General features: G+C 33.9%; 23 protein-coding genes. 12 read left to right on the forward strand and 11 right to left on the reverse strand.

Going from position 1 to position 24,032, the window contains the following annotated elements; translation table 11 throughout:
- Nucleotides 1-2: 2 nt before the first annotated feature.
- The gene (locus CLV33_RS00210; RefSeq protein WP_105472220.1) at nucleotides 3-872 is read right to left on the reverse strand and encodes a DUF4846 domain-containing protein; all 870 of its coding nucleotides are present in this window, start codon (nucleotides 870-872) and stop codon (nucleotides 3-5) included.
- Nucleotides 873-981: 109 nt separating this feature from the next.
- Between CLV33_RS00210 and CLV33_RS00215 the strand changes: the two genes are divergently transcribed.
- The gene (locus CLV33_RS00215; protein WP_105472221.1) at nucleotides 982-1,431 is read left to right on the forward strand and encodes a Na(+)-translocating NADH-quinone reductase subunit F; all 450 of its coding nucleotides are present in this window, start codon (nucleotides 982-984) and stop codon (nucleotides 1,429-1,431) included.
- Between the two features lie 81 nt (nucleotides 1,432-1,512).
- On the opposite strand, the gene nqrF is transcribed toward CLV33_RS00215, so the two are convergent.
- The 6 genes from nqrF to CLV33_RS00245 all read right to left on the reverse strand — a co-directional run bounded on the left by nqrF (nucleotide 1,513) and on the right by CLV33_RS00245 (nucleotide 7,650).
- The gene (nqrF, locus tag CLV33_RS00220) at nucleotides 1,513-2,823 is read right to left on the reverse strand and encodes an NADH:ubiquinone reductase (Na(+)-transporting) subunit F (protein ID WP_105472718.1); all 1,311 of its coding nucleotides are present in this window, start codon (nucleotides 2,821-2,823) and stop codon (nucleotides 1,513-1,515) included.
- 1 nt (nucleotide 2,824) lies between these two features.
- Nucleotides 2,825-3,544 carry an NADH:ubiquinone reductase (Na(+)-transporting) subunit E gene (gene nqrE / locus CLV33_RS00225; protein ID WP_042244893.1) on the reverse strand — a complete coding sequence of 240 codons (720 nt, stop codon included), beginning with the start codon at nucleotides 3,542-3,544 and terminating at the stop codon, nucleotides 2,825-2,827.
- 72 nt (nucleotides 3,545-3,616) lie between these two features.
- Complete coding sequence (locus tag CLV33_RS00230; protein WP_042244897.1) at nucleotides 3,617-4,261, reverse strand: NADH:ubiquinone reductase (Na(+)-transporting) subunit D; 645 nt, start codon at nucleotides 4,259-4,261, stop codon at nucleotides 3,617-3,619.
- 7 nt (nucleotides 4,262-4,268) lie between these two features.
- Nucleotides 4,269-5,069 (reverse strand): Na(+)-translocating NADH-quinone reductase subunit C, encoded by an 801-nt coding sequence (locus tag CLV33_RS00235; RefSeq protein ID WP_042244900.1) that lies wholly within the window; start codon nucleotides 5,067-5,069, stop codon nucleotides 4,269-4,271.
- Nucleotides 5,070-5,071: 2 nt separating this feature from the next.
- Nucleotides 5,072-6,295: an NADH:ubiquinone reductase (Na(+)-transporting) subunit B gene (locus tag CLV33_RS00240; protein WP_105472222.1), complete on the reverse strand. Its 1,224-nt coding sequence runs from the start codon at nucleotides 6,293-6,295 to the stop codon at nucleotides 5,072-5,074.
- Nucleotides 6,295-7,650: a Na(+)-translocating NADH-quinone reductase subunit A gene (locus CLV33_RS00245; protein ID WP_042244905.1), complete on the reverse strand. Its 1,356-nt coding sequence runs from the start codon at nucleotides 7,648-7,650 to the stop codon at nucleotides 6,295-6,297. Before CLV33_RS00245 ends, CLV33_RS00240 begins: the two co-directional genes overlap by 1 nt.
- 153 nt (nucleotides 7,651-7,803) lie before the next feature.
- Between CLV33_RS00245 and CLV33_RS00250 the strand changes: the two genes are divergently transcribed.
- The 5 genes from CLV33_RS00250 (at nucleotide 7,804) to CLV33_RS00270 (ending at nucleotide 13,040) form a co-directional block, all read left to right on the forward strand.
- Complete coding sequence (locus CLV33_RS00250) at nucleotides 7,804-9,054, forward strand: type IX secretion system plug protein (RefSeq protein ID WP_105472719.1); 1,251 nt, start codon at nucleotides 7,804-7,806, stop codon at nucleotides 9,052-9,054.
- Between the two features lie 83 nt (nucleotides 9,055-9,137).
- Nucleotides 9,138-9,524, forward strand: coding sequence for a Co2+/Mg2+ efflux protein ApaG (apaG, locus tag CLV33_RS00255; protein WP_042244908.1), 387 nt, complete (start codon nucleotides 9,138-9,140; stop codon nucleotides 9,522-9,524).
- A gap of 152 nt (nucleotides 9,525-9,676) precedes the next feature.
- Nucleotides 9,677-11,122, forward strand: a complete 1,446-nt coding sequence (locus CLV33_RS00260) for a RimK family protein (RefSeq protein WP_105472223.1) — start codon at nucleotides 9,677-9,679, stop codon at nucleotides 11,120-11,122.
- 2 nt (nucleotides 11,123-11,124) lie between these two features.
- Nucleotides 11,125-12,351 carry a glutamate-cysteine ligase family protein gene (locus CLV33_RS00265; RefSeq protein ID WP_105472224.1) on the forward strand — a complete coding sequence of 409 codons (1,227 nt, stop codon included), beginning with the start codon at nucleotides 11,125-11,127 and terminating at the stop codon, nucleotides 12,349-12,351.
- Nucleotides 12,348-13,040 (forward strand): N-formylglutamate amidohydrolase, encoded by a 693-nt coding sequence (locus CLV33_RS00270; RefSeq protein ID WP_105472720.1) that lies wholly within the window; start codon nucleotides 12,348-12,350, stop codon nucleotides 13,038-13,040. The genes CLV33_RS00265 and CLV33_RS00270 overlap by 4 nt, the downstream gene beginning before the upstream one ends.
- Here the strand turns inward: CLV33_RS00270 and CLV33_RS00275 are convergent.
- Together CLV33_RS00275 and CLV33_RS00280 are read right to left on the reverse strand one after the other, a co-directional pair.
- The gene (locus CLV33_RS00275; protein ID WP_105472225.1) at nucleotides 13,037-14,035 is read right to left on the reverse strand and encodes a DUF6695 family protein; all 999 of its coding nucleotides are present in this window, start codon (nucleotides 14,033-14,035) and stop codon (nucleotides 13,037-13,039) included. The two genes, CLV33_RS00270 and CLV33_RS00275, sit on opposite strands and share 4 nt — an antisense overlap.
- Complete coding sequence (locus CLV33_RS00280; protein ID WP_105472721.1) at nucleotides 14,028-14,753, reverse strand: NRDE family protein; 726 nt, start codon at nucleotides 14,751-14,753, stop codon at nucleotides 14,028-14,030. The genes CLV33_RS00275 and CLV33_RS00280 overlap by 8 nt, the downstream gene beginning before the upstream one ends.
- 204 nt (nucleotides 14,754-14,957) lie before the next feature.
- Here CLV33_RS00280 and pruA point away from each other — a divergent pair, with 204 nt between their 5' ends.
- Entirely contained in the window at nucleotides 14,958-16,586 is a 1,629-nt protein-coding gene (pruA, locus tag CLV33_RS00285; protein WP_105472226.1) for an L-glutamate gamma-semialdehyde dehydrogenase, read from the forward strand.
- A 110-nt stretch (nucleotides 16,587-16,696) separates the two neighbouring features.
- Here pruA and CLV33_RS00290 read toward each other — a convergent pair whose 3' ends face one another.
- Entirely contained in the window at nucleotides 16,697-17,395 is a 699-nt protein-coding gene (locus CLV33_RS00290) for a GNAT family N-acetyltransferase (RefSeq protein WP_105472227.1), read from the reverse strand.
- 303 nt (nucleotides 17,396-17,698) lie between these two features.
- On the opposite strand from CLV33_RS00290, the gene CLV33_RS00295 reads away from it, so the two are divergent.
- From CLV33_RS00295 to CLV33_RS00305, 3 genes are all read left to right on the forward strand, one after another.
- Nucleotides 17,699-18,652, forward strand: coding sequence for a tetratricopeptide repeat protein (locus tag CLV33_RS00295; protein ID WP_105472228.1), 954 nt, complete (start codon nucleotides 17,699-17,701; stop codon nucleotides 18,650-18,652).
- Between the two features lie 221 nt (nucleotides 18,653-18,873).
- A complete protein-coding gene (locus CLV33_RS00300) occupies nucleotides 18,874-19,812 on the forward strand; it encodes a tetratricopeptide repeat protein (RefSeq protein ID WP_170063949.1) in 939 nt (312 codons plus the stop codon).
- A 102-nt stretch (nucleotides 19,813-19,914) separates the two neighbouring features.
- Nucleotides 19,915-20,895, forward strand: coding sequence for a tetratricopeptide repeat protein (locus tag CLV33_RS00305; protein ID WP_105472230.1), 981 nt, complete (start codon nucleotides 19,915-19,917; stop codon nucleotides 20,893-20,895).
- 5 nt (nucleotides 20,896-20,900) lie between these two features.
- Here the strand turns inward: CLV33_RS00305 and rsmG are convergent, their stop codons facing one another.
- Entirely contained in the window at nucleotides 20,901-21,533 is a 633-nt protein-coding gene (gene rsmG / locus CLV33_RS00310) for a 16S rRNA (guanine(527)-N(7))-methyltransferase RsmG (protein WP_105472231.1), read from the reverse strand.
- 147 nt (nucleotides 21,534-21,680) lie between these two features.
- Here rsmG and CLV33_RS00315 point away from each other — a divergent pair, with 147 nt between their 5' ends.
- Together CLV33_RS00315 and CLV33_RS00320 are read left to right on the forward strand one after the other, a co-directional pair.
- Nucleotides 21,681-22,775 carry a fatty acid desaturase family protein gene (locus CLV33_RS00315; RefSeq protein WP_105472232.1) on the forward strand — a complete coding sequence of 365 codons (1,095 nt, stop codon included), beginning with the start codon at nucleotides 21,681-21,683 and terminating at the stop codon, nucleotides 22,773-22,775.
- A 36-nt stretch (nucleotides 22,776-22,811) separates the two neighbouring features.
- Nucleotides 22,812-23,996 (forward strand): pyridoxal phosphate-dependent aminotransferase, encoded by a 1,185-nt coding sequence (locus tag CLV33_RS00320; protein ID WP_105472233.1) that lies wholly within the window; start codon nucleotides 22,812-22,814, stop codon nucleotides 23,994-23,996.
- The last annotated feature ends 36 nt before the right edge of the window (nucleotides 23,997-24,032 follow it).

Below are 24,032 nucleotides of genomic sequence, written 5' to 3' on the forward strand. Positions count from 1 at the left end.
CACTACTTAAAGCTAACAAATTTAGAGTTGTAAAAGGTATAGTTTGATACTGGAATAACAGCATCTTTTTCTAAATGATACCATGGCGATTGTGTAGTATCTTCTAAATTTTTTACTAAATGCACACTTTGTGCTGGTGTGTTTCCTTGAAAGAGCAAATATATTTTATCGCCACTTGCATTTATGGCTTCGTCACAAATCATTACAATATGTCCCGGAGCCCCACCTTTTATTAACATATCGCCAATTTTTAAATCTTTTGAATTATTAATTTTTGGAAGTTCGTTGTAAAGAGATAAAGTACCAGAATACATGTAAATTATATTCAAGTATTTATAAAAGTTGTCTTTTGAATGGTTTTTATAAGCTGTTTTGTGAAACGAAACACTATTGTCTTTAATTTTTGGTCTGTATCCTTCAGCATATTTTTCCCAAGAAAAATAGTGACCACTTGTAAAATTGAAACCTATTTCGCCCTTCCTATTATTGTCCCATAAATACTCACTTCGTATTCTAATTAAGGCATCGGCGCATTGTTGTAATCCGTTTTTAGGCACAGGAATATCTAAAACACCAATATGTCCCCGTTGCCAAAAATATTCGGTATCATCATAATTTATGATTTTTGTTCCAAATGGTTTTAGCTTATAATTTCTAAGATACGCTTGAAAGGAACCAGCAGTATAAGGTACACGTTTGTAACCTTTAGGAGCATTTACCCTGTTTTTAATGGTAAGACCATCTTTATTAATATAACTAGCGGTATACGCTGTGGGAATTAATGTAGATTTAGCGTACTCAATAGGTTTAAATTGATAAAATAATATAGCTGTAATAAAAGCTATACCTACAAAAACTAAAAGTTTTTTCATAGTCTACAAACGCTACCATTAGTAACTTCGTATTTCTTAAGCTAAAATTTAAGATTAATTTTACCTATAAAAACGAAATTTTTAGTAATTTGAAGTAAAAAATTAGGATATGAAAACTTCAAAACGTTTAGAATTGGCTATTAGTAAGCTATACACAGCATTTCACAATAATACACTAAACCCAGAATGCTGCCAACAATGTGCAGTTGGGAATATTCTAGATAATACTGATAGCTGGAAGCATTTATCAGACGCACACGGCTCACTAAAACTAAATTATATTGGAAAAGTACACCAAAGCTTAGGGCGACAATTTAATGGCTATTCGCCTTTAGAACTTTTAAAAATCGAGCATATTTTTTTAACCGCATGTGGTTTTCAGTTGCCATTACACTATAATAACAGCAAACCAGAGCACCCCACCAACAAAGATGTTTTATTTAACGGGCTTTCTGCTGTAATTGCTTATTTGTGTGAATTAGATGGGGTTGAAAATGTTATGGACTATACTAAGTTATTTAAGGGTAATACTAAGAAAACGATACAAACCTTGGTATAATTCTTTATAAAATACTTTATAAAAAAAACCAACTCCTAATTGAGTTGGTTTTTTTATGTTTTATTAAATGACGATTATGGATTAACCTCCAAAGTCATCAAAACGTATATGTTCATCAGGGATACCAAAATCCTCTCCCATTTTTTGAACCGCTTTGTTCATTAATGGAGGCCCACAGAAGTATAGTTCAATATCTTCAGGAGCTTCATGGTGATTCAAATAATTATCAATCACACAGTTATGAATAAACCCAACAAAACCATCACCTTCTTCGTCATTAATATCTTTTTTAACCTTCCAATTATCTTCTTCTAAAGGCTCAGAGAGTGCCATGTAGAATTTAAAATTAGGAAAGTCCTTTTCTAAAGATTTAAAGTGATCTATATAGAATAGTTCTCTTTTAGAACGACCACCGTACCAATAGGTTACTTTTCTTCCAGTTTTTACTGTTTTAAACAAGTGGTATAAATGCGAGCGCATTGGTGCCATACCTGCACCGCCACCAACGTATAACATTTCACTTTCAGACTCATTGATGAAGAATTCACCATAAGGCCCAGAAATAGTAACTTTGTCTCCTGGCTTTTGCGCGAATATGTAAGATGATGCCACTCCTGGATTTACATCCATCCAACCATTTTTAGAACGATCCCATGGTGGAGTTGCAATACGAACATTTAACATAATTTCCCGTCCTTCAGCTGGGTAAGAAGCCATAGAATAAGCTCTCTCAACTGTTTCTGTATTTTTCATTACTAATGGCCAAAGACCAAACTTATCCCACTCTGCTTGAAACTTGTCTGGTGTTTCGTGTTCTTCGGGATGCGCTGTAATATCAATATCAGAATATTTAATTTCGCATGGAGGAATTTCAATTTGAATATATCCACCAGCTTTGTACCCCATATCCTCAGGAATTTCAACTACAAACTCTTTAATAAATGATGCTACGTTATAGTTACGCACAACGGTAGCTTCCCATTTTTTAATACCAAACACCTCTTCTGGAATGGTAATGTTCATGTCTTGCTTTACTTTAACTTGGCAAGCTAAACGTGCACCTTCTTGTAGCTCTTTTCTAGAAAAATGTGGTGTTTCTGTAGGCAATGCCTCTCCACCACCTTCTAATACATGGCACTCGCATTGAATACATGTACCGCCACCACCACAAGCCGATGGCAAAAATATTTTATTTGATCCAAGCGTAGATAATAAAGTACCACCTGATGCTACCTCGATTTCTTTCTCACCATTAATCGTAATTTTTACAGGACCTGATGGTGATAATTTTTGTTTTACTACCAATAGTAAAGCGACTAACAACAATGTAATAACTAAAAAAGCTGAAACTGTTGCTACTATTGTTCCTACTGTACCGGCTGCTAATATCATATTACTCATTTAATTTTATGTTGTTAGCTACTTTATCTTTATTAGAATCCTCAACAGACTCTTGTACTTTTGCAGTTTTCTCTTCTTTTGGAGCCTCTTCGTCTCCTCCAGTTAGCATACCTCCAAAACTCATAAAACCTATGGCCATTAAGCCTGTAATAATAAACGTAATACCTAATCCTCTTAAGGCTGGTGGTACATTTGAATATCTAATTTTTTCGCGAATTGCAGCTATGGCTAAAATGGCTAAAAACCATCCAATACCCGAAGCTACACCGTAATTAAATGCCAAACCAAACGTTTGTATCTCACGCGATTGCATAAATAAAGATCCTCCTAAAATTGCACAGTTTACAGCAATTAGTGGCAAGAAAATACCAAGTGAGTTATACAAAGATGGTGAAAACTTTTCAACCACTATTTCTACCAATTGTACCATTGTTGCAATAGTTGCAATAAACATGATAAATGATAAGAAACTTAAATCGTAATCTGCATACTCTGCACCTAGCCACGATAATGCTCCTGGTTGTAATAAATATTGGTCTAACAACCAGTTTAAAGGCACTGTAATAGCCAATACAAAAATTACCGCAGCTCCTAAACCAACCGCTGTACTTACTTTTTTAGATACCGCAAGGTAAGAGCACATTCCTAAGAACGTTGCAAATACCATGTTATCTATAAATATCGATTTAAAAAATAATTCTACGTGTTCCATTTTTTTAAGTTTTCAGCCTCAGTCACAATTCACAGCTAAGTACTGCTAGTTGTTACATAAACTGTATACTGATTAGTCTTCTATTAATGCTTTATTTTTAGTACGTTGTACCCAAATAATAATACCCACAACAATTAGTGCCATTGGCGATAGTAACATAAAACCATTGTTCTCGTAACCTATAGCATACAATCCTGTTTTTTCAATTGGATCTCCTAAAACTTTAAATCCTAGTAATGTGCCAGAACCTAATAATTCTCTAAAGAAACCAACAATAATTAGGATGGCTCCATAACCTGCTGCATTACCTATACCGTCTAGAAAAGAACGCCAAGGACCGTTTCCTAAAGCAAAGGCCTCGAAACGTCCCATGATAATACAGTTTGTAATAATTAATCCGACGAATACTGAAAGTGTTTTACTCAACTCGTAAGCAAATGCCTTTAAAACTTGATCTACAATAATTACCAGAGCAGCTACTACCACTAACTGAACAATAATTCTTATTTTAGAAGGAATAATATTTCTCATTAAGGAAATAACTACGTTTCCTACACCTAAAACAAACAGTACAGATATAGACATAACTATTGATGCCTTTAATTCTGCAGTAATTGCCAAAGCTGAACAAATACCTAATACTTGGATAGTAATTGGGTTATTATCCGCTAAAGGGTCTGTGATTAACTTTGTGTCTTTTTTTGATAAAAGTCCCATAATCAATTTAATTTTTTTGAGATTTTAAACTATCGAAATAAGGTTTATACAACTTTAAATCGCTCTTTATCATAGCTGTAACGCCATCTCCTGTGATGGTTGCTCCAGCAATGGCATCAACCTCGTTATCAGTTTTATCTTCGTTTTTAGGATCTGCATTTCCTTTGGCAACTGTAATACCTTTAAAAGCACCAGACTCTCCAAGTAAATGTTCGCCAATAAAATCATCCATAAAATAACGTTGCTTTATATTGGCTCCTAGCCCAGGGGTTTCTCCTTTGTGATCAAAATAAGCACCTTGCACTACCATATTTTCATCTACGGCTACATAGCCCCAAATAGCATCCCATAAACCTTTTCCATAAATTGGTGCTACATAAACTTTTTTACCTTCTTTATTATTGCCTATAAATAAAGGTAATTTACGTACGCCTCCACTTTTTGCATTACTCTTTTGTTTTTTAATATTTATCAAGTAAGGCTCTTTTCCATTATTGGCATCCATAAACTCTTTACGTGTCATTTGGCTTATAATTTCACCATCTTTGGACTCTAAAACCAATTGTTCAGAAACCTTTTCGGTAAATAGTTCTGGAGCTTGTGTTGTAGCCACAAAATTTGCACTACTCTCATCATTCTCGTTTATTCCCATTGCATAAAGAATATTTTGCTGTTTCTCTATACGCTCGTTCTCTGTAATTGTAGGCTTTAATGATGAGGCGGTAAATGCCAATAAAGCACCAACAACCACAACCATGCCGATAGCGAACAATATTGTGTATGAATTTTTGTCTGTATCCATTGCCATAACTAAGCTGTTTTAACTTTTAGACGTTTCATTCGTTTTTTCACATTACCTTGTACTACGTAATGATCTATAGTTGGTGCAAATACATTCATTAAAAGAATTGCTAAAAATACACCCTCTGGGTATGCTGGATTAAATACACGAATCATAATAGAAATAAATCCTATTAAGAAACCATATATCCATTTTCCTTTATTGGTTTGCGAAGCTGTTACAGGATCTGTAGCCATATACACTGCTCCAAATAAAATACTACCAATAATTAAATGTTGCCAGAAGGGAACACTCATTAACCCATAGAATTTACTTGATTCCCCTATCCATCCAGCATCAACAACGCCGTTAAATATTAAGCCCATAACCAAAGCACCTATTAATGTTGAGATGATAATTCTCCAACTTCCAACTTTTGAAAATATTAGAAATAGTGCTCCAATGATGATTAAAAATTTTGAAGTTTCTCCAACTGATCCTGGAATTAACCCCCAAAACATATCCCAATAATCGTAAACCACTGAGTTGTTTTGTGCATAAGAACCTAAAATAGTTTCACCAGAAATAGCGTCTAGATTAGCGCCTTCAGCAATCATTTGGTCTCTTTCTACAGCACCATGTACCCAAACTTTATCTCCAGACATCCAAGTAGGATAGGCGAAGAATAAAAATGCTCTTATGGTTAATGCTGGGTTTAGAATATTCATTCCTGTACCCCCAAATACTTCTTTGCCTATTACAACACCAAATACTACTGCAACTGCCAACATCCACAATGGAATATCTACAGGTACAATAAGTGGCACCAACATTCCTGTTACCAAATATCCTTCTTCTACTTCGTGTCCTTTTATAATGGCGAATATAAACTCTACAGCTAAACCTACACCGTAGGATACCACTACTAGAGGTAATACTTGCCATATGCCTACCATTAAATTGTCTATTGTCCAAAACGAAGCACCTAAAAACCCTTTAGCCGATTCAATTTCACCTAGGGCTAAATAATGTTGGTACCCTGCATTGAACATCCCGAAAATTAAACATGGCACTAAAGCCAAAATCACGGTATTCATGGTACGCTTTAAGTCATCTGCTGCCTTTATATGAGTACCTCCATGCGTGGTCTCGTTTGGCATAAATAAAAATGTATGCAATGCTGAAAACGCAGGCAACCATTTTTTATCTTTGTTTTTAACTTTAAAACTGTGTAATTTTTCTTTTAAACCCATTATCCTATCTCTTTAAGCATTAAGTCTAAACCTTCTCTTATTATTTTTTGATGTGGTTGTTTAGAAACACATACAAATTCTGTTAATGCAAAATCTTCTGGGGCAACTTCGTACATACCTAAGGCTTCCATTTCATCTAAATCTTGGTACATACAAGCCTTTAAGATCTGCATTGGATATATATCTAAAGGAAATACTTCCTCGTAAGTTCCTGTTGTTACAAAAGCACGGTGCTCACCATTTGTGTTGGTATTTAAATCGTACTCTTTTTTAGGGTTTAACCAAGAAAACGTTAAGGCTCTAGATGTAGAAATTTTGTTAAAAACAGGCTTTGTCCAACCAAAAAGCTCATAATCATCACCCTCTGGAATTATAGTAATAACATTACTGTAATAATCTAAATATCCATCTGGCTTAATTTCTTTCCCGTTTAGTACGTTACCAGAAATAATTCTAGCATTGGCGTCTTTTTCAACACCGTTGTCATAAATCATTGTTGCAACTTCGCTTCCTAATTTGGTAACGAAATAACGCGGAGACTTAACCTCAGATCCCGTTAAAGCAACAATACGTTCAGCATTAAACTTACCTGTTAACAACAACTCACCTATAATAACTAAGTCTTGTGCAGCAACCGTCCAAACGGTTTCACCTTTGTTTACAGGGTCTATTTTGTTAATTAGTGTACCAACGTTTCCTGATGGATGCGGACCAGACACTTTATGTAGTGTTATTCCAGACAAACCTGCTAAAGGTGAGCTGGCATTTTTGCCAACACCTACATGAACCTGCCCTTCGGTTAGTTTACCAAGCGCAGATACTGCTGCTTGTAATTCAGCCTCTTTTCCTTGTAAGGTATAATCTAAGTCGGCCGCCAATGGTGCGCTGGCATAACCAGAGATAAAAATAGCTTTTGGCATTTTATCTGGTTTAGCAATAACATCGTAAGGTCTTTGCTTTATAAATGGCCATAAACCGCTTGCTAATAAATGTGCTTTTAACGCTTCTGGCGTTGCGGCATCAACATCAAACTTACCATGTTCTTGATATGTTTGCGCTTTATCAGCTTGAATTTTAATTTCTAAAATTTTACGTTTAGCACCTCGAGAAATCTCGATGACTTCGCCAGAAACTGGAGAAACAAACTTTACGTCCTCGTTCGATTTATCGTAAAACACAGGTTCTCCCGCTTTTACTTTGGTACCAACCTTAGAAATTAATTTAGGAATTACGCCATGGAAATCTTCTGGTCTTAAAACAAAAAAGTTACTCAAAACCGCTGTATCAGTGGTTTTTTTTGCTTCACCTTTAAGCTTAATATCTAGACCTTTCTTAATGCGAATGTCGTTTGACATATTTTCTTTGTTGAAATTAGTTGTCTAAAAAAAATCGGTGCAAAAATACGAACTAAAAAGTAGTTACCACAAAAATTTAATAGAAATTTATAAGTATTAAATTATCCGAAGCTTTAGGCATCAATTTTGATTATATTTACAAAAATGAATTACATGCGCTGTAAATACACTTTCTTTGTTGGAGTGCTTTTTCTTTGTTTTAACCTAAAAGCCCAGGTAAGCGAAGTTAATCCTCCCGATTATATAAAAACTATCACTTTTAAAAGTGAAAATAGTGATTTAGGTGAGCTTCCTATTATAAAATTAGGCGAAACATTTTATCTGGAATTTGATGCCTTGGTAACCAACGAACCCGATTTTTATTATAAAATTGAACATTATGATTATGATTGGACCGAGTCTATTTTAGTAAGAACTGAGTTTTTATTGGGCGTAGATAATTTTAGAATTCAAGACTATCGTAATTCCTTTAATACGTTTCAGTTATATTCACATTATAGCCTTAGTATTCCCAATGCACAAACAAGAGCTTTAACGGTCTCTGGCAATTACCTTATCTCTATTTTTGATAGGGATGACCAATTGGTTTTTTCTAGAAAACTAATGGTCTACGAAGATATTGTAACCCCTGGCATAAGTATAAAGCGCTCTAGAAATGTGCAGACTATTGATGAAATGCAAACTGTAGATATAGAGATTAATACCAATTCCCAAATTAACAACCCGTTGCAAACCATTAACACTGTTATTATTCAAAACAGAAATTTAAATACAGCCATAAAAAATATAAAACCCCAATACACCATTGGTAATAAATTAATTTATCGTTACGTAGACAAAACTGCATTTTATGGAGGTAACGAGTATCTGTTTTTTGAAACTAAAGATGTAAGAGCAGCATCTATGGGTGTTGAGTTTATTAAACTTGAAGATATATATCACAGCTACTTATTTACCAACAGGTCTAGAGCTAACCTTCCATACACTTACAATCCTGATATTAATGGGCAGTTTAAAATTACTGCAATAGACCGAGAGGATGTTTCGGTAGAGGCAGATTATGTTGAAGTTCATTTTTCTTTAGCGTATCCAGAATTATTGAATGGCGAACGTATTTATGTGTATGGCAATTATAACAATTATGCCCTAGACGATTACAATAAAATGGTATATTATCCAGAAGGCAAAATTTATAAAACTCATTTTAAACTAAAACAAGGATTTTACAACTATAAATATGTAGTTTTAAATGCCGACGGTACTTTAGACGAAGGACGTATAAGTGGAAATTTTTGGCAAACCGAAAACAATTATAAAGTACTGGTTTATTATCGCGATTTAGGCGCTAGATACGATAGAATTATAGGTTTTAATGAAGTTTCATCGACTAATATTACCAATTAATCTGTATTTAACACTTTTTCTAAAGGTTAAAGTTTAAAATCGTTATTTTAGCGTTCAAAAAGTATTGTATATCAATCCTTAGCATGGTTCAACAAGTAACAAAAGGCATAAAAATTTCGGTAGAAACCACTTTCGAAGGCTCATTTTATAAAAACTATAAAATACATTATGCCTTTGGCTATACCATAACCATAGAAAACCAAAGCAAGGACTCTGTACAACTCTACGCGCGCCATTGGGAAATCTTAGACGCTTTAAACAACGTGGAAACTGTAACAGGCGAAGGGGTTATTGGTAAAAAACCAGTGCTTATACCTGGAGAATCCCACACCTACACTTCTGGGTGTTTGCTCACCTCGCCGTTTGGTGCAATGCAAGGATATTACAACATGATAAACTTTACTACTACAAAAAAATTTCAAGTAATTATACCAACCTTTAAATTAAGCGCTCCATTTGCTTTAAATTAAAGAATTCTATCCAAATATTCCTTCTGAATCACAGTGTGTTACCTTACATTTTATCGTTTTTTTTAATTAAAATAAAAAACACCCAAAAAAAGTTTTGAATATTAAAAAGCATTAATTTTGTAATAAATTTAATTTGCTACTATGCTACGTTAATGCAAAAATACATCGTTGTAAATCAACCTGAAAAATGGAATTTTTTAGTTGAAAACATCACTGTTATTTCCTCACAAGACTATTTAACAAACCCAAAGTATGCTTTACTTAAAAAAGCACGCATTTTCAACCTGTGTAAAGAATACAATTACCAATCTAAAGGCTACTATGTATCGCTTTTAGCCGAGGCTCGCGAACATTTACCAATTCCAACGGTTAAAAATATTGTAGATTTAAAAAACCTAAAACTTGTTAGAATTGTATCCGATGAATTTGATGATATTATTCAAAAAAGCTTAAAAAACATTAAATCGCAAGAGTTTGTTCTAAGCATATATTTTGGGCAAAATGTAGCTCGAAAATACAAAGAACTTAGTAACTTATTTTACAAGCATTTTCAAGTACCTTTTTTTAGGGTAAAATTTAGTTTTAACACAAAATGGCAAGTACAAAGCGTTAAAGTTATTTCTGAACTAGAAATTCCTAACGACCACCTAGAGAGTGTACAAATATTTGCCAACGAGTACTTTTCTAAAAAACGCTACGATACTCCAAAACTAATAAAGAGTGATTTTGATTTAGCCATATTGGTAAACCCTAACGACCCAGCGCCACCAAGCAACCCAAAAGCCTTAAAAAAGTTTGTGGATATAGCAGAAAAAATGAATATCTATGCGGAAATTATCCATCCAAAAGATTTAACGCGCTTATCGTCTTTTGACGCACTTTTTATCCGCCAAAGTACCGAAGTTAACAACGAAGCTTATGCCTTTGCCCGAAAAGCACAGCAAGAAGGCATTGCCATTATAGATTATCCTGATGCTATTTTAAAATGTTGCAATAAAGTGTATATGGCCGAAGCATTGCAAAATGCCAATATTAATACGCCAAAAACAAGTATTGTGCATAAAAACAATTTGGATGATGTACTTCATTACACAGGGCTGCCTTGTGTACTAAAAGCACCCGATTCTACATTTTCTTTTGGTGTAAAAAAAGCAAAAACCAAAGAAGAATTTTATGCACTGGCAAATACCATGCTAAAATCTTCTGATTTAATTATTGCACAAGAATTTTGCCCTTCCGCTTTCGATTGGCGCATAGGACTAATAGATGGTGAACCTTTTTTTGCCTGTAAATATTATATGGCTAAAAACCATTGGCAAATTTATAACTGGAAAGCTAAAAACAAAAACGACCAAGATGGAAATGTAGACAGCCTTCCTATTGAAGATGTACCAAAGAATGTATTGGATATGGCTGTAAAATCGGGAAGGTTAATAGGCAAAGGACTTTTAGGTATTGATATAAAAATAGTTGACAAAAAACCTATGGTTATTGAAATTAACGATAACCCCAATATAGATTTTGGGGTAGAAGATTTACACTATGGCGATTTGGTTTACTCTAAAATACTAAATGCTCTTAAAAATAGGTTAGACTAGCCATGGGTAAAAAATATCATCTTTTCGAGGTGTGTGGCATAGAGCTAGAATACATGCTTGTAAACACAACAAACCTAAGTGTTGCGCCTATTGTAGACGAGTTGCTCAAAATAAAAAATGGCGTACTAACGTCGGATGTAGAAAATGGAGCAATAGCTTGGAGCAATGAGTTGGTAGCCCATGTAGTAGAACTAAAAACCAATGGCCCTACAAAATATATCAACCAACTTTCTGATGTGTTTCACAAAAATATACAGGAAATAAACGCGCTTTTAAAACCACTAAACACTAAGCTTTTGCCCACTGCTGCGCATCCGCTCATGAACCCCTTAACAGATACACAACTATGGAAACACAGCTATAGCGAAGTATATGCACTATATAATCGTATTTTTAACTGCAAAGGCCACGGATGGAGCAATGTACAAAGCACACACATTAATTTACCGTTTTACAATGATGCTGAGTTTGAAAAACTACACGCCGCCATAAGAATTATACTGCCATTAATTCCTGCCCTATGTGCAAGTTCACCCATTTTAGAAGGAAAAAAAACAGGATTTAAGGATTCGCGTTTGGAGCATTATAAAACCAACCAAAAAGAAATACCACAACTTACGGGAAAGATTATACCTGAGCCTGTATTTACAAAAGCCGCTTACAACAAAGTAATTTTTAAGCCTATAAAAAAAGCGATAAAACCCTACGATACGGAGCGTGTTTTAGACCATTTATTTTTGAATTCCAGAGGCGCCATTGCTCGTTTTGACAGAAATGCCATTGAAATTAGGTTGGTAGACATTCAAGAATGCCCCAAAGCAGATATTGCAATTTGTGTGTTAATTATTGAAGTTATTAAGCATCTTGCAACCCATAAAATCGCCCCCCTAGATGTTCAAAAATCGTTTACGGAAACTACACTTTTTGATGTTTTAAACAACTGTATAAAATACGGGGAGGATAGCGTTATATCAAATTTAGATTATTTAAAAGTGTTCAATATACATAAAAAAACCACTGCTAAAAATGTATGGAAGCACTTGTTTGAGATTGCAAAATTAAACATAGACAGTTCTCATTACACCGCTTTAAATACTATTTTACAACAGGGCACACTTTCTACAAGAATACTAAAGGCTATGAATAATAATGTTTCTAAAAGCAACATAGAAGCTGTATATGGTTTGCTTGCAAATTGTTTACACAACAATACAATGTTTATACCTTGAAATTAATTTTAACCTGCGAACATGCTGGGAATAAAATTCCAGAATTTTACAAACACTATTTTAAGCCTGGTGAAAATGTTTTAAAAACCCACCGAGGTATAGATTTAGGCGCTTTTGATGTTTTTAAAGCCTTAGAACCCATTTCAGATTGGGCGTTCTATAACAACAAAAGCCGGCTATTGATTGAATTAAACAGATCGCAACACCACCCTCAACTATTTTCAGAATTCACTAGGCAATTTTCAAAAGAAGAAAAAGAAAAATTAATTAATCTTTATTATTTACCTTATAGAAACGCAGTTAAAAAGGCTATTAACATCTATGTAAACCAAAAAGAAACTGTGTTACATGTATCGGTACATTCATTCACTCCACAATTAAATGGTGTAACTAGAAATTGTGATATTGGTTTGTTGTTCGATTCTAGGTTGCAAAAAGAAAAAGCAGTTGCTATTGCATTTAAAGAAAAAATTAAAGCGCTACATCCTAATTTGAACGTTCGCTTTAACTATCCTTATTTAGGAAAAGCAGACGGCTTTACCACCTTTTTACGTAAAGAATTTCCACAATATTATTTAGGGTTGGAACTAGAGATAAATCAAAAATTTGTTAAAAATAACCTAACTGCTAAAAATATAAAACACACTTTACATAGCGCATTAAAAAAGTTACTTGCTACTAAACATTAAAACTGTGCCTTTCTATTAAACCTAAAAATCTTTCCTTGCTGTTCAACATGAAAAAACTTACAGTTTGAATAGTGAATAAATTCAAACTCTAAATCATAATCAAACCCATCATCTTCAACAGTAAAAGCATCATGCACATCAATATTTCCGTAAGGAGAAATACGTTTAAAATGGTAGTGAACATTATGCCCAGTTTTATGCAACTCGAACCAAGCACCAGCGGCAATACCAGAAAGCCATTGCGCCTTATTATGAAGGCCATCTACAGGTTTTGGTAATTGCGTTCCTATTAAATTAACCTCATGGTCTTTTAGCCTGTCTAAAAAACATCGTATATTTTCACTAGTTTGAGACCCTTTAAACCTTGAAATTTCTCCCACTTCGGTAACCTCGTAAACATAGTTTTCTGTGTCGGCCAAAATTACATTGCCAACTGTACTTGGTGTAAACCATTTTGATTTTTCGAGACGTTTTTTTATACCTACATCTGTTACCGAAGCTATTAAAGCATCTGTTACAAATCGCGCACAATTACAAGCATTTTTTATAAATGCAGCATACCTAATAAAATGTCTGTTTTGCATTTTTGTGATGTGTGCTCGTGCTTTTTTATAATTTACCGCATTGCATAACGATGCTATTAATTTCCCTTCACCGTGAGTAAGTTTAGGATGCGTTGCTAAAAATTCTAGAATTTCATTAAGGTTTGTAATCGTGTTATCTTCAATAATAGCCTTTAAGGGAAAATCCAATTCATTATCCGTATCTTTTCCTCTTACCCTACCTGTAGGCTCTGGCGTAATGTAGCGTCCAAAATCATGATACTCTAAAATTCCCGTAGTTTTATTAATAAGCACTAAAGCAGCATGACCCGCACGTAGATAGTCCTTTTTTCCAATACCTAAATATCTTAAATAGGGAGAGTACCATTCGTCAGCCACCATTACAACGGTTTCAGGGTAAGCCATGGTTAAAATAATACCCGTATTATCCATTAACCGTTACTGGGAATTTTAAAGTTTTAGAAACCTGCTGGCCTTTTAATAAATTTTCATAGTGCATATTGGCACAGTTTCCTTTTTTTTCAATTTGAGTAATACTGGTAGTTCTAACGAGGTACCTGTTCATAATAACACCATAATCTAGATTCCCTTTTCCTGCGGTTTTATGAAAGTTTAAAAGCGCACTTGCATCAAGTTTATTATCAGATTTATAGTCTTCAAACCAATTGGCACGTTCTGTTCGCATTAACGGATTGTATAAGGTGGAAGACGACCATATTTTTGGCTCTAAAGGCAATTCTGTAAGGTGTTTTTGGTTACCATCCCAAACCAATTCAAAAAACTTTAAACCGTTATTCCAATCGGCTATTACCATAGTAAAAGGCTCAATATCATCAAAACTATACGTTGTTATGGCTGCAACAATAGTAGGAGCAACCATTAAATGTTTAGTAATTATACCTCTACTTAACCGGTAAGACGACTTACGTTCATGTATTTTAAAACCACCGTTTAACACACAAATTACGCGTTGTTTTTCGCTTACACCTATCCAGGTACCATCAGATAATTGATCTTTAGGAAACAATACTTTGGTATTTTCAACAGTATAAAAATCTGGAGCAATAGAGGCGCGGTTGGGTGCTTCATCTCGGTTTGAGGTTAAAACAAAATCTGTTTCACCATTTGGAACAATTGTTACAGTACACATAAAATTAGAAGTAGCTAATGGAAGTGCCAACTTACAAAAAAAATAAATAAAAACTAAACACATGAAACCTAGATAAATTTATAACCAAAAAAATTGTTTTTTTATAAAATTTAACGCGATTTTAAGGGTAATAGGTGATATTTTGTAGTTTAATAATTATAAATTTGTGATTAACACATAATTTATAATAAAAACGAACAAATCATGGGAAAAGGCTTTTTTAATGTACCAATTGCAATTAACGAACCTGTAAAATCTTATGCACCAGGATCGCCAGAACGCGATGCTGTTCTAAAGGCTTACAAGGAGATGTTTAACAGTAAAATTGATGTGCCTTTGTATATTAATGGCAAAGATGTAGTAACGGGCAATACCAGAACTATGTCGCCTCCCCATGACCATAAGCATACCGTTGGCACTTACCATGTAGCAGAACAATCGCATGTAGAAGATGCTATTGCCACGGCTTTAGAAGCCAGAAAAACTTGGAGCCAAATGCCATGGGAACAACGAGCAGGAATATTTTTAAAAGCTGCGGAATTAATTGCGGGGCCTTACAGAGCAAAAATTAATGCCGCCACAATGATTGCCCAGTCTAAAAACATTCATCAAGCAGAAATTGATTCGGCTTGCGAGCTTATAGACTTTTTGCGTTTTAATGTGCAATACATGGCTGATATTTACATGGAACAACCAGAAAGCACAAGCGATGCTTGGAACCGTGTAGAATATCGTCCGTTAGAAGGGTTTACCTATGCTGTAACACCTTTCAATTTTACTGCAATTGCAGGAAACCTACCATCGTGCATGGCTTTAATGGGTAATGTAGTAGTTTGGAAACCTAGTGATAGCCAAATATATTCTGCAAAAGTAATTATGGATGTATTTGAAGAGGCTGGTGTACCAGCAGGCGTAATTAATGTTGTATTTGGTGACCCTGTAATGATTACCAATACAATATTAGAAAGTCCAGATTTTTCTGGATTACATTTTACTGGCTCTACTGAAGTATTTAAAAATCTTTGGAAACAAATAGGAAACAATATTCATAACTACAAAACTTACCCTAGAATTGTAGGCGAAACAGGTGGAAAAGATTTTATTGTTGCACATAAAACAGCCAACCCAAAACAAGTAGCGACGGCCATTGTGCGTGGGGCTTTTGAATTTCAAGGGCAAAAGTGTAGTGCTGCATCGCGTGCCTACATTCCAAAAGGAATTTGGAACGAAGTAAAAAACTATGTTGTTGAAGACGTAAAATCCTTTAAAATGGGTTCTCCTGAAAATATGGAGAACTTTATAACAGCAGTAATACACGAAGGCTCTTTTGATAAATTGGCGAAATATATAGACCAAGCTAAAAGTGATGCGGATGCAGAAATAATTGTTGGTGGGAATTACGATAAAAGTAAAGGCTATTTTATTGAGCCAACCGTTATTGTAACTAGCAATCCAAAATACACCACAATGTGCACAGAGCTATTCGGACCAGTAATTACTATATATGTTTATGAAGACGAGGCTTACACTGAAACTTTAAAACTTGTAGACGAAACAAGTGATTATGGTTTAACAGGAGCTATTTTAGCCAAAGATAGATACGCCATTACCGAAGCTACTAATACCCTACAAAATGCTGCAGGCAATTTTTATATTAATGATAAGCCAACAGGTGCCGTTGTTGGCCAACAACCATTCGGGGGCGCAAGAGCATCTGGGACTAACGACAAAGCTGGTAGTGCCCAAAATTTATTGCGTTGGGTATCACCACGATTAATTAAAGAAACCTTTGTAACGCCTACCGATTATCGTTATCCGTTTTTGGGAGAGTAATGGAAATCCTTTGAAAAAAAGGAGTATCTAAAAGCGATATGATATTATTAAGAGACTGCCTGAAAAGTGTTTTTAAGCACAGTTTATTCAGGCAGTTTCTTTTTTACATTTTATATTAAAGTTTGTTGCTTATTAAAATACCACCAATTCATATCGCGAGTTAGCTGAAAGCCCAATGTTTTGTATAATAAAATTGCAGGATTACCTTTTGTAGTATGCAATATAGGATGTTTGTTTGCTTTTAAAATTGCTTTTGTGGTGTGTGCTATAAGTTGTTTTGCAAAACCACGACGTGTATAATCTGGATGCGTAACAACACCGCTAACCTCAATAAAATTGTTGGTTTGCATGCGTTGTCCAGAAATGGCAACTAATTTATTATTTTTAAAAATGCCGAAATAGTCGCCCATTTCAAAAGTTCTTTTCTTGTAGTACCCAGGCATAACTAGCCATATTAAATTATAAATTTCATCTCTATGAAAGCTGGTAAGTGGTACTATGGTTTCTGTTATTTCTTGCTCTATCAACTGGTTTAAAACCATTTGACATCCTTCTATTTTTCTGTTTAAAGCTACAGTATCGGTATTAACTGTTGGTATTCCATTTTCTGAAACTAGAAAAAAATTATCCGTTAGTTTTGAATACGCTGTTAATGCCTCTGCAGTTTTTGAGGCATCGGTAAACGCTCCAAAAGGACAAATTTCTGGATTATAAAATTTCACACCATCATATTCAATCAAAAAATTTTGATGTGTTTCACACAGCGCATGCCAAACAGGGTTTTGTAATGTTTGTTGAAAGTGGTTCATTTAGAAAAAATAAAATTCATTGTTTTTACAAAGTACACTTGTAGTGCAAAAATATACATTTGCGTTAAGGATTGAGGTATTTGTTGAAGCTCTCCCGCATTAAGCGGGAAGCGACTACCGAAAGCCTGACCCGCTAGGGAAACGCCCATAAAAATATAAAAACTAAAATTTTTAATCTAAAATTGATATGAGCTTATTTCGTCTTTAAAATTTCATTAGTTTTATGTTTTCAATTATCATGGAATAGTTTTTGTTAAACATTAAAAGACAATACCCATTAAGAATTGACGTTTAAAAAAAAGCATGAAAAAGATATTACTCGTTTTTGTATTTATACCTTTATTTAGTATTGGGCAAGCTACCAAGTTTGTAAGACAAGCTTTGAGACTTACCGATCCTGAAGATCAAATAGAATTATTAAATCAAGCTCTAGAAATAGATAGCAAACATTTAGATGCCCTATTCTACAGAGGTATTGCTAAATATAATTTAGAAGATTACGATGGTGCTATTTTAGATTTTACTAAAATTATTTTCTATGAACCTGATGCCGATAGCTATTACAACCGAGGTAACTGCAAATTTAATTTAATGGATTACGAAGGTGCTTTACTAGATTACCAAGAAGCGCTTGAACTAGACCCCGATTTAATTGGCGCCTATTTTAACTTAGGAAATGCTAAATTTTATTTAGGAGACTTTAAAGGTGCTGTAGAGAATTTTTCTAAAATGATAAGATTTTTTCCAAATGACTACAAATCTTATAGCCAACGAGCCCTAGCGCACATGGAACTTAAAAATTACAAAGAGGCTTTTAAAGATTTTGGCGCCTGTGTTTTATTAAGACCAGATAGTGAATCTTATTACAACCGTGGGTTTGCTTTATTAGAAATAAACTATTACAAGGAAGCTAAAGACGATTTTTTAAAAGCCATAGAATTAAACCCAGATAACACACCTGCTTTCTTTTATTTAGGTGTTAGTCATTTTTTATTAGGTGAATTTCAGCAGTCCATTAATAGTTTAACATATGCTACCAACAAAGACCAAATGGATTATGATGCACATTTTGGACTAGCAATGGCATATTACCACATTAACGATTTAGAAAAAGCAAAGGCTAAATTTGAACGTGCTAAGAAAATTCTAGATCCCACCTTAAGCACCAATAGCCCTTCTATATTTAAAGACACTTATTGGGAAGTAAATGAGAAGCAACTGTTTACAGATATGTACAAAATACTTAGTGAAATTTAGAGGTAGGCATTAAAACCGTAAACATTAGAGCGGTTTAATTGCAAAAATTCTCTTAAAATCAATAATTTACAAACAGTATTTTGTATTTTTATGTAGTTAGTTTTAAACAGAAAACTAAAGATTATTAGTAAGTTTCTGCTTGTATCTAATATAAACACACTATTATTCTTGTTGCTATGAATAAATCTGTTTTTAACTACATTATTGTTTTCATTTTTTTAATGTCCCCGATATTTAGTATTGGGCAATCGAAAAAATTAGTCCGACAAGGTAAAAGAATTTCTGATCCAAATGAACAAATAACATATTTTACTAAAGCCATTGCTTTGGATAATGAAAATTTAGATGCCTACTTCTATCGTGGCCTCTCCAGGTATAATGTAGAAGATTATTGGGGCGCCATCTTAGATTTTACTAAAATAATTTTTACCAAACCTGATGCTGATACATTTTACAATAGGGGAAATTCTAAATTTGCTTTAGGCGATTTTACAGGAGCTTACGATGACTATATTATGGCCATTGAATATAAACGTAATTTTTTCCAAGCCTATTATAATTTAGGGGTAACTCAGTTTAACTTAGGAAAGTATACCCAAGCATTGCAATCTTTTAATTTTTTAGCAAATCACTTTCCAAATGATGTTAATACCAACATACAAATGGGATTAACCCTTACCGAGCTTAGATATCATGAATTGGCTATGTTTTTTCTTAACAAAAGTATATATTTAGAACCTAATAGCGACACCTATCATAACAGAGGTGTGGCGTATCTAGACATGAAAAATTACAAGAAAGCTGCTTCTGATTTTAAAACAGCAATAAAGCTAGATAAAACCAACGACTCAGCATACTTTTATTTAGGTTTATCGCAATTATTTGCTAGAGATTTTGTTAAAGCTATAGATAGTTTTAAAACAACACTTTCTTTTAATGCCCTAGACCACGAGGCGCTACTAGGTTTAGCAATTGCTAACTATCACACTGAAAACTATAACGATGCTAAGGCTTTTTTTAAAAAAGCAAAGCAAATACTGGATATGGCAGATCCGTATGATAAATATATTAACGATATTTCCTTATACAGCAATATTCCTTGGAGTGTAGACGAAAGCCATGTTTTTAGCGCTTATTTTGATAGGTTAAACGCCTTGTAATTAAAACTATTTATTGTACTACAACATTAAAAAGTATTCTTTTTAGTTTAATTTGGCTTAATTTTTGGAGCTTATTAGTAAGCAAAACACTACTACCAGATTATGACCAAACCATTTTATGCACCTGCTATAATATTTGCTTTTTTGTTTTTCGCTCCACTATCCTTTAGTCAAGCTAAAAAACTAGTTCGCAAAGGGCTAAGAGAGCCCAACCTTGAAAAACAAATAGAACTTTACAACAAAGCCCTACAAATAGATGACAAAAATTTAGATGCCTATTTTTATCGTGGTATAGCCAAAGCTAACTTAGAAGACCATTCTGCAGCAATTTTAGATTTTACAAAAGTTATTTTTTTTGAACCTAATGGAGATACCTACTACAACAGAGCAAACTCAAAATTTGCAATAGGTGATTTTAAAGGCGCTAAAGAAGATTACGAAGAAGCCATAAAATTAAATAGAGATTTACTAATTAAAGCTACTTTTAATATTGGTCTCTCACATTTTCGCTTGGGTGAATTTTATGATGCTTTATCCTCATTTTCATTTATAGCAAGAATAAATCCAAAACATATTGGCGCTAACTTACAAATGGGCTTAACATTTATGGAACTTGGCTACCAAGAAAAGGCTATGTTATATTTTAACAAAAGTGTAAACCTAGATGCCAACCAATACACATTATACCATAGAGGGCTTGCGTATTTAGAAATAAAAAAATATAAGAAAGCAAATGAAGACCTTACAGCTGCTGCAAATATGGATAAAAGTAACGCAGCTACTTATTTTTATTTGGGTATCTCTCAGTTATTTACCAGAAAATATAAAGCGGCCGCTTTGAGTTTTAATACCTCTTTAAAATTTAATGCCCTAGACTATGATGCTCTAATTGGTTTGGCAATTGCAAATTACCATCTAGAAAAGCATGAGAAATCTAAAATTCAATTTAATAAGGCAAAACACATTTTATATGCACGCAATGAAACTTTAAAAGACGATAAAGCACTCTTTAAAGATTCATTCTGGGAAAAAAACGAAACAGATGTATTTAGTACCTATTTTGATAAATTAAATAGTCTTTAGCTACCCTAGGTTTTTGTAAACTTCTGTGGTAAATGCACTAACTTTTTGGTTTCAAAAAAAGCCTCTTCAAAATAATCGCTTAAATTATAAATCTTGGTGGTTGTATAATCCTTAAGCTCTTCGGTTAAGTCTCCGCCTTTTAAATAAAGAATGCCATTTTTTACATCGTTTTTTTGCTTTTTTGCTATTTTACCTTTTGTCCAATGTACAAAAGTAGGCATTGCAGCAACAGCGCGACTTACTATAAAATCGTAAGTTTCGTTAAGCGCTTCTACTCTAGTATGTGTAGTTTTAACGTTGGTTAAGCCTAAGCCCTCGGTAACTTCATTTACCACTTTTAGTTTTTTTGCAATACTATCTACCAAATGAAAATGGCAATTTGGAAACATAATAGCTAAGGGAATTCCTGGAAATCCACCCCCCGTACCAACATCCATAATTTGGGTACCATCTTTAAAAGTAATTAATTTAGCTATTGCTAAAGAATGTAGCACGTGGCGCAGATACAATTCGTCTATATCCTTTCGCGATACTACGTTTATTTTTAAATTCCAGTCTTTATAAAGCGTTTCAAGTTGTTGAAATTTATAAATTTGATCTTGCGTAAGATTAGGAAAATACTTAAGAATTAACTCCATAGATGTTAAATTTTAAACAAAAATAGAGGTTTCACATATATTTTTTTACATTAAAACGTTCTTTGTTGCATCGATTAATACATATCTTTGCGCGGCGTATTTTAATATAATATTTTTATACCAACTTAGATTAAACAAAATTTTACTATGAATAAGCAAGCACTTTCATTTTCAAGAAAAGATCCTGCAAAATTTTTTAAGACACTAAACAAACGTGTAAACGATTATTTTAAAGATAACGACATTAAACGTACAGGAAACTGGAAGTTATACATTAAAGCTATTATAATGTTTTCTTTATTAATAGTTCCCGTAGTTTTAATTTTAACTGTAGATTTACCTGGTTGGGCCCAAATACTGGGCATGGTAATAGTAGGTGTTGGTATGGCTGGTGTTGGCATGAATGTTATGCACGATGCTAACCATGGCTCTTTCTCTAGCAAAAAATGGGTGAACAAATTAATGGGAAGCAGCATTTACATTTTAGCTGGAAACGATTATAATTGGAAAGTACAACATAATGTGCTTCACCACACATACACTAACATTCAAGGGCATGATGAAGATATAGATGCTGGTAGGATTATTAGGTTTTCTAAACATGCTAAATGGTACAGTTTCCATAAGTATCAAAAATATTACGCCTTCTTTTTATATGGCTTGCTAACTGCTAATTGGGCAATTACTACAGATTTTACACAAACCTACAGATACCTTAAAAGAAAATTGGCCTATGGTAAAATGCCAAACCCAGCAACACAATGGACCAAGCTTATTATTGGTAAAATAGTATATTATTCTATTTGGGTTGTTTTACCTCTATCCTTAGGTTTTAAGTGGTGGGAAGTTTTAATTGGCTTTTTAATTATGCATTACACTGCTGGCATTATATTAAGTGTAATTTTTCAACTGGCACATGTTATGCCAAATACTGAAATGCCAATGCCAGACGAACAAGGGAACATGAAAAATACCTGGGCGATACACCAGTTGTTCACCACATCAAACTTTTCTCCAAAGAGCTGGTTTGTAGAGTTTTATACCGGTGGTTTAAACAGGCAGGTAGAACACCATTTATTTGCGCATATTAGTCATATTCACTACAGTAAATTGGCTAAAATAGTAAGAGAAACAGCCCAAGAGTTTAGTTTACCTTACAATGAATACAACACGTTTTGGGAAGCAGTTGCAGAACACTACAACCAATTAAAAACACTAGGGCAAAAACCTAGTTTAGCTTAAATTTTATAATCAAGATAAAACAAATCTAACCAAACAATGCAAGTATTATCAGATAGAATTTTAAACATGTCTACATCTGCCACTTTAGCTATGGCAGCAAAAGCAAGAGAATTAAGAGGCGAAGGCAAGGACATAATAGGTCTAAGTCTTGGAGAACCAGATTTTAAAGTACCAGATTTTATACGTGAAGCAGCAATACAAGCTATAAACGATGGCTACAACTCTTATACACCCGTTGATGGATATGCAGAGTTAAAAGACGCTGTAATTAAAAAATTTAAGCGCGATAATAATTTAACATACAAACCATCTCAAATTGTAGTTTCTACAGGAGCTAAACAATGTTTAGCCAATGTTGCTGGCGTAATGTTAAATCCTGGCGACGAAGTTATTTTACCTTGTCCATACTGGGTAAGCTACTCTGATATTGTAAAGCTAAACGAAGGTGTTCCTGTAGAAGTTAAAACGTCTATAGAAACCGACTTTAAAATGACGGCGGCACAATTGGAAGCTGCTATTACCCCAAAAACAAAAATGATGTGGTTTAGCTCGCCCTGTAACCCTAGTGGTTCTGTTTATAGTAAAGAAGAACTAAAAGCACTTGTGGATGTTTTGGTAAAACACCCTAATATTTATGTGGTTTCTGATGAAATTTACGAACACATTAACTACGGAAAAGGGCACACAAGCATTGCGGAATTTGAGGCCATGTACGATAGAACCATTACCGTAAATGGTGTATCTAAGGCATTTGCAATGACGGGGTGGCGTATAGGATTTATAGGCGCTCCTGAAAACATTGCAAGAGCTTGTAACAAATTGCAAGGGCAAATAACTAGTGGCGCCAATTGTATTGCACAACGCTCGGTAATTACTGCGTTAAACGAAGACCCTTCTTGTGTAAAATACATGATTGACGAATTTAAGGTACGTCGTGATTTAATTTTGGATTTATTAAACGATATCGAAGGGTTTAAATCTAACATACCAGATGGTGCTTTTTATGTATTTCCAGATGTTACACATTTCTTTGGAAAAACATTAAAAGGCCACACTATAAATAACGCAACAGATTTTTCTTTATTCTTATTAGAAGAAGCTTTAGTAGCAACGGTAACTGGTGACGCCTTTGGCAATCCTGATTGTATAAGAATTTCGTATGCAGCGTCTCAAGAACAAATTATTGAAGCTGTAAAACGTATAAAAGAAGCGGTTAGTTAAATTTACACAAATTAAACATCGCTATAAAATATAAAA

This window comes from Jejuia pallidilutea (genome assembly GCF_002973595.1).
In the GTDB taxonomy this organism is placed as follows: domain Bacteria; phylum Bacteroidota; class Bacteroidia; order Flavobacteriales; family Flavobacteriaceae; genus Jejuia; species Jejuia pallidilutea.